We start from the raw sequence: 6499 nt of genomic DNA, 5'->3' as shown, positions 1-6499 counted from the left end.
GCCTTGCGCTCGCCCCCATGGCGCATGCGCAAGACGCCGGCACCAAAGAAACGCTTTACGCCAGGGGTCTGGCGGCAACCTGTGCAAACTGTCACGGTACCAATGGCAAAGTGGTTCAGGGTTCCGCGGTCACCTCACTTGCAGGCCTCGACAAGGGTTACATCGTTGCGCAGATGAAYGCCTTCAAGGCCGGCACGCGGCCCGCCACGGTGATGCACCAGATCAGCAAGGGTTTCAAYGAYGCGCAGATCGAGTCGCTGGCCACCTACTTTGCTGCACAGAAGAAGTAAGGAAAAGACACCATGAATACGCCTCTTCACTCCCCTTCGTTAGCAGGCTTCAGGCGCCGCTCTTTCCTGCAGTCAACGGCAGCCCTGGGTTTGCTAGGGCTGGCCGGCGGCGCCAGCACCGCTGAACCGTCCAAGGCCAGGGTTGTGGTGATTGGCGGCGGCTACGGCGGCGCCACGGCTGCCAAATATGTGCGCCTGCTGTCGGACAACAAAATCGACGTGGTGCTGATCGAGCCGCAGGACGCCTTTATCTCCTGCCCCATCTCCAACCTCGTGCTCAGCGGCGGCAAGCAGATCGGCGACATTACGACGTCTTATGCAGGCCTGTCGCGCAACCACGGCATCACCGTGGTGAAAGACTACGCCAGCGCCATCGACACCGTGAAGAAAACCGTCACGCTGGCTCGCGGCGCCACCATCGCGTATGACAAGCTGGTGGTCTCGCCCGGTGTGGAGCTGATATTCGGCAGCATAGAGGGCCTGAAGGCCGCCAACGACTCGGGCCGGATCCTGCAGGCCTGGAAGGCCGGTGCGGAAACCCTCGCGCTGCGCCGGCAGCTGGAGGCCATGCCTAACGGTGGTGTATATGCCATCACCATTCCCGAAGCACCTTACCGCTGCCCACCCGGCCCGTACGAACGCGCCAGCGTCATTGCTGGCTATTTCAAGGCCGCCAAACCGCGCAGCAAGGTGCTCATCCTTGATGCCAATCCGGACGTCACATCCAAAGGGCCGCTCTTCAAGAAAGTATGGGCCGAGCAGTACAAAGGCATCATCGAATACCGCGGCCAGCACAAGGCCACCGCGGTTGACGCCAAAGCCGGGATCATCAAGTTCGATGTGCAGGACGATGTCAAGGCCAACGTGCTGAATGTGCTGCCTTCCATGCGTGCCGGCACGATTGCCGTGCAGGCGAGCCTCAACAACCAGGCCAACAACCGCTGGTGCGGCGTGAATTACCTGACGTTTGAATCCACTGCCGCAAAGGATGTGCATGTGCTCGGCGACTCCATTCAGGTCGCGCCCGCCATGCCCAAGAGCGGCCACATGGCCAACAACCACGGCAAGGTGGCGGCCGCCGCGATCGTGGCCCAGCTCTCGGGCTGGGACGTCAACCCCGCGCCCATGCTCACCAATACCTGCTACAGCTTTGTCGACAACAAGAATGTGATCCATGTGGCCAGCGTGCATGAGTATGTGGTGGCAGAGAAAACTTTCAAGGCGGTAGCCGGCTCCGGCGGCGTCAGCGCCGGGCCTACCGAACTTGAGGGCGTCTACGCGCTGAACTGGGCCAGCAATATCTGGGCAGATAGTCTCAGTTAGCCCCCACGGTCGTTCGCTTCGCGTAACTCCCTGCCCCCCGAGGGGGCCGCTGCGCCTGCGGTCCGGCAAAGCCGGTCCCGCGGCCCCAGCTTGCAATTCGGAGTGGCACAGCGGGGACTTGCTACTGGTCTAATACAGGTTGCCGTCCCCTTCGGGCGGTATCCGTGAGACAAATGCAAGACAACCCGACCCAAGTCCCCCTGTGGCGCCAGCTGCAAGGGGCTGCCTCCCTGCTAATGGCTGTTCGTGACGGCCAGTCCATGACCGCCGCGCTGGAAGATGTGGACGCCGCGTTGCGGCCCGGCGTTCAGGCGCTGGGTTTTCACACCCTGCGCTGGCTGGGCCGCGCCGAGGCCTTGCGCCAGCAACTGGCGCGCCGCCCGCCGCCGCCTGAGGCCGACGCCTTGCTATGCGTGGCGCTGGCATTGATCTGGACGGAACATGGCGCCCCCTACACCGCGCACACGCTCGTTGACCAGGCTGTGGAAGCCGCCAAGCATGGGGATGCCACGCAGCACCAGGCCAGTTTCATCAACGGCTGCCTGCGCCGGTTCTTGCGCGAACGCGAGGAGCTGGTGGCACGCACCGAGAAAAGCCCGCAGGCCGTGTGGAACCATCCCCAGTGGTGGATAGACCGGGTGCGCAAGGATCACCCCGGGGACTGGCAGGCCATACTGCAGGCCAACAATACCCAGGCACCGCTGATCTTGCGCATTAATGAGCGAAAAACGACTCAAGCCCAATACCAGCATGCGCTGGCAGCTATCAATATTGAAGCAACACCGGTCGGCAGGCATGGTGTCATCCTCGCCCGTGCGCAGGCCGTTAGCTCGTTGCCGGGCTTTGCGGAAGGGCATTTTTCGGTTCAGGACGCCGCGGCGCAGCTGGCTGCGCCTTTGCTTCTGGATGATTTGAAAGCCGAGGGCGGTGAAGCCGGGAGGTTGAAAGTGCTGGATGCCTGTGCTGCACCGGGCGGCAAAACCGCTCACCTGCTTGAACTGGCCGATTGCGACGTGACAGCGCTGGACATTGATGCGCGCCGCTGCGAGCGCGTGAAGCAGAATCTGCACCGCCTGGGTCTGCAGGCTGACATACGTGTCGGCGATGCCGGCCAGCCTGATTCCTGGTGGGATGGGCAGGCATTCGACGCGATCCTGCTGGACGCGCCCTGTACCGCTTCGGGCATCGTGCGGCGCCACCCGGATGTACGCTGGCTGCGCCGGCCCACGGACATCGCCCAATTGGCCGGCATCCAGGCGCATCTGCTGAAAACGCTCTGGCTTTTGCTCAAGCCCGGCGGGCGCCTGCTGTATTGCACCTGTTCAGTTTTTCGCGCGGAAGGCGACAACCAGATACAAACGTTTCTTACGCACCACACCGACGCCTTATTAAAGCCTTCGCCGGGGCATTTGCTCCCCCAAAGTGGCGTCGGAGCGACGGTCTTCCCGGACAATTTGATGCGTGAACACGACGGTTTCTATTACGCCCTCCTTGAAAAGCGCAGCCGCTGACAGCTGGCGGCGTGCGGTGGGCATCGTGGGGCGTTTTCTGCCGGGACTGTGCCTTTGCATCGCGATGGCCGCACCGGGATCGGCGTCGGCCACCGAGATCACGCAGCTGCGCGTGGAGCGCGGTGACGATGGTGTTCACCTGTCTGCGCAGGTCCGGTTTGAGCTTCCGGCGGTCGTGGAAGACGCCCTGCTCAAGGGGATCCCGATGTTTTTTGTGGTCGAAGCCGACATTTACCGCGACCGCTGGTACTGGACGGACCCGCGCGTGGCCAGTGCGGCCCGCACCGTTCGCCTGGCTTACCAGCCATTGACCCGCCGCTGGCGCGTCAACATTGCTTCGGGCCTCATCACCAGTTCGGCGGGCCTGCGCGCCACACTGAACCAGAATTACGAGACCCTTCCCGAGGCCCTGTCTGCCATCCAGCGCGTGGCGCGCTGGAAAATCGCCGATGCGGCCGAGGTTGACCCCGACGCCGCCCACAAGCTTGATTTCAGTTTCAGGCTCGACCTGACGCAGCTGCCGCGCCCCTTCCAGATCGGGGTAGCCGGGCAAAAAGACTGGAATATCTCCGCGCAGGTCAGGGAGCGGCTGAAACTGGAGCCCGCCACGCCTGTGGTCTCCAGCGCCGAGGGCGTCAAGTGAACCTGCAGGTCAGTGGCGGCTCCCTCAAGAGCAGCAAGGCTTTTCGCTGGACGGTCGGTGTCGGCGTGGGGGCCATCGCGGCGCTCGGCCTGGTGCTGATGTTCCTGCTGACGCAGGCCACCGGCAATCGCGAGCTGTACGAGCGCAATTACGCACTGCTCTTCGTGCTCAACGTGGCCGTTGCCGGCTTGCTGCTGCTGGTCATCGGATGGATCGTGGCGCGCCTTGCCCTGCGGCTGTACCGCGGCCGCTTCGGCAGCCGGCTGCTGGTCAAGCTGGCCGCCATCTTTGCGCTGGTCGGCCTCATGCCGGGGCTGATGATTTATGTGGTGTCCTACCAGTTTGTGTCGCGGTCCATTGAAAGCTGGTTTGATGTGGAAGTGGAGGGGGCGCTGGCGGCCGGGTTGAACCTGGGCCGGGCCACGCTGGACACCCTGGCCGCCGACCTTGGCAACAAGACACGGCAGGCCGCCACCCAGATTGCCGAGACGCCGGACGCCATGGCTGGCCTCGCACTTGAACGCCTGCGCGACCAGCTCCAGGCCAGCGATKTGGTGCTCTGGAGCCCCTCGGGCCAGGTGATAGCCAGCGCAGGTGAGTCGAGATTTCTGCTGAAACCCGAACGCCCCTCAGTACAGCAACTGCGCACGGCACGCACGCAGCGCGTCGTCACGCAGATTGAAGGCCTCGATGAGGTGGTGTCTGCCGGCAACGGCGAGCTGGCCGCAGGTGGGGCTGCCGGTACCGCGCCGGGGGCCGTTGCGCGGGTCAAGGCGATTGCCGTGGTGAACAACCCCAATGTGAACGTGCTGGGCGACGCGCGGTTTTTGCAGGTGACCCAGCTGCTGCCTGAGGGCCTGGTGGCCAATGCTGTCGCCGTCCAGGAAGCTAACCGCGAATACCAGGAGCGCGCGCTGGCACGCGGCGGCCTGCGCAAGATGTATATAGGCACACTCACGCTCAGCTTGTTCCTGGCCGTATTCGGTGCGGTACTGCTGGCCGTGGTGCTGGGCAACCAGCTGGCCAAGCCGCTGCTGGTGCTGGCGGAGGGCGTGCGCCAGGTGGCCCAGGGCGACTTGACACCCAAGGCCGCCCTGCAGGGCAAGGACGAGCTGGGCGGGCTCACGCGTTCTTTTGCCGACATGACACAGCAGCTGGCCGATGCCCGCTCGGCAGTGCAGCAAAGCATGAGCCAGGTTGATGCCGCGCGCGCCAACCTGCAGACCATTCTGGACAACCTCACCGCCGGCGTGATCGTGCTGGATGTGCATGGCCGCATCCAGTCCAGCAACCCTGGGGCTACCCGCATCCTGCGTGCGCCGCTGGCGGCGTACCACGGAAAATCGCTGGGCGAAGTGCCAGGCTTGGGCCTGTTTGCCAAAGATGTGCTGGCCCAGTTCACCGATTACCTCAGCGATGGTGCGCCGCACGGGCTTGAGCATTGGCAGCAGTCTTTTGAGCTCAACGCGGCCGTGCCCGGTGCGCCCGACAACGCCATCACGCTGATCGCCCGTGGCGCCAAGATGCCGGGCACCGAAGAGTTTTTGCTGGTGTTTGACGATGTTTCCGAAATGGTGTCGGCCCAACGCGCGCAGGCGTGGGGCGAGGTGGCGCGCCGCCTGGCCCACGAGATCAAGAACCCGCTCACGCCCATCCAGCTGTCGGCTGAGCGCCTCGAAATGAAGCTCACCGGCAAGGTCGGCGAACCTGAGCAACTGCTGCTCACCAAATCCGTCAAGACCATCGTTGACCAGGTCGACGCAATGAAGCGGCTGGTGAATGAGTTCCGCGACTACGCCCGCCTGCCGGCGGCCGAGCTCAAGCCTGTTGACCTCAATGCATTGATCAACGACGTGATGCAGCTCTACCTCAGCGACGGTCACAGTGAGCTGCGCAGCGGCAGTGCCGCGGTTCCGGTCGTCACAGAGCTGGACCCCAAGGCCCCGAAAATCCAGGGCGACGACCAGCAGCTGCGCCAGGTCATCCACAACCTGTTGCAGAATGCCCAGGATGCGCAGGAAGGCAAGGAGGACGGACGGGTTACGCTCAAGACCGAATACTCTGAAACGTCCAGGCGTGTGCGTCTGACGGTGCGCGACAACGGAACGGGCTTCCCCGAACATATCCTCAAACGCGCGTTCGAGCCCTACGTCACGACCAAGGTAAAGGGCACGGGTCTGGGGCTCGCGGTCGTCAAAAAAATTGCAGATGAACACGGAGCCCGCATCGATATTTCAAACCGCGTGGCAGACGGTTTGGTGCAAGGGGCACAAGTGTCGTTATCATTTGCAGTTGTGGCTTAACAACACATTCAGTAACACTTCGATATCCGCACGGCATTCGCAATAACAGGCAGGCAGCAATTCAATCATGGCAAATATTCTGGTGGTCGACGACGAGCTGGGCATACGCGACCTTCTCTCAGAAATTCTTAATGACGAAGGGCATCAGGTCGAGCTCGCCGAGAACGCCGCTCAGGCCCGTGCCGCCCGCGGACGTTCCAGGCCCGACCTGGTGCTGCTGGACATCTGGATGCCCGACACTGACGGCGTGACGCTGCTCAAGGAGTGGTCTTCCAGTGGCTTGCTGACCATGCCCGTCATCATGATGAGCGGCCACGCCACGATCGATACGGCAGTCGAGGCTACCAAGATCGGCGCCATGGCGTTTCTTGAGAAACCCATCACGCTGCAAAAACTCCTGAAGGCGGTGGAGCAGGGCCTCACCAAGGC

The 6499-nt window shown here is 63.1% G+C and carries 6 protein-coding genes; all 6 read left to right on the top strand.

From position 1 onward, the window contains the following. A partial coding sequence (locus tag AC1D1P_RS11090) for a c-type cytochrome (RefSeq protein ID WP_477673003.1) occupies nucleotides 1-290 on the top strand: 290 nt, incomplete at its 5' end. 12 nt (nucleotides 291-302) lie between these two features. After that, nucleotides 303-1613: an NAD(P)/FAD-dependent oxidoreductase gene (locus AC1D1P_RS11085; protein WP_477670192.1), complete on the top strand. Its 1311-nt coding sequence runs from the start codon at nucleotides 303-305 to the stop codon at nucleotides 1611-1613. A 173-nt stretch (nucleotides 1614-1786) separates the two neighbouring features. Continuing rightward, complete coding sequence (gene rsmB, locus AC1D1P_RS11080) at nucleotides 1787-3124, top strand: 16S rRNA (cytosine(967)-C(5))-methyltransferase RsmB (protein WP_477673004.1); 1338 nt, start codon at nucleotides 1787-1789, stop codon at nucleotides 3122-3124. Beyond that, on the top strand, nucleotides 3105-3767 hold the full coding sequence (locus AC1D1P_RS11075) for a DUF4390 domain-containing protein (protein ID WP_477670191.1): 663 nt from the start codon (nucleotides 3105-3107) through the stop codon (nucleotides 3765-3767). The genes rsmB and AC1D1P_RS11075 overlap by 20 nt, the downstream gene beginning before the upstream one ends. Next, nucleotides 3764-6070, top strand: coding sequence for an ATP-binding protein (locus tag AC1D1P_RS11070; protein ID WP_477673002.1), 2307 nt, complete (start codon nucleotides 3764-3766; stop codon nucleotides 6068-6070). Before AC1D1P_RS11075 ends, AC1D1P_RS11070 begins: the two co-directional genes overlap by 4 nt. A gap of 67 nt (nucleotides 6071-6137) precedes the next feature. Beyond that, nucleotides 6138-6499: response regulator (locus AC1D1P_RS11065; RefSeq protein ID WP_477673001.1), on the top strand; the 362-nt coding region annotated here is incomplete at its 3' end.

Source organism: Polaromonas sp. P1_E1_2 (assembly GCF_056406035.1).
This window is presented reverse-complemented; position numbering and strand designations above follow the sequence as displayed.

What these genes read in the sequence shown, in the direction of transcription:
- rsmB (WP_477673004.1), top strand. Translation starts at nt 1,787, where the DNA reads ATGCAAGACAACCCGACCCAAGTCCCCCTGTGGCGCCAGCTGCAAGGG.
- AC1D1P_RS11085 (WP_477670192.1), top strand. Translation starts at nt 303, where the DNA reads ATGAATACGCCTCTTCACTCCCCTTCGTTAGCAGGCTTCAGGCGCCGC.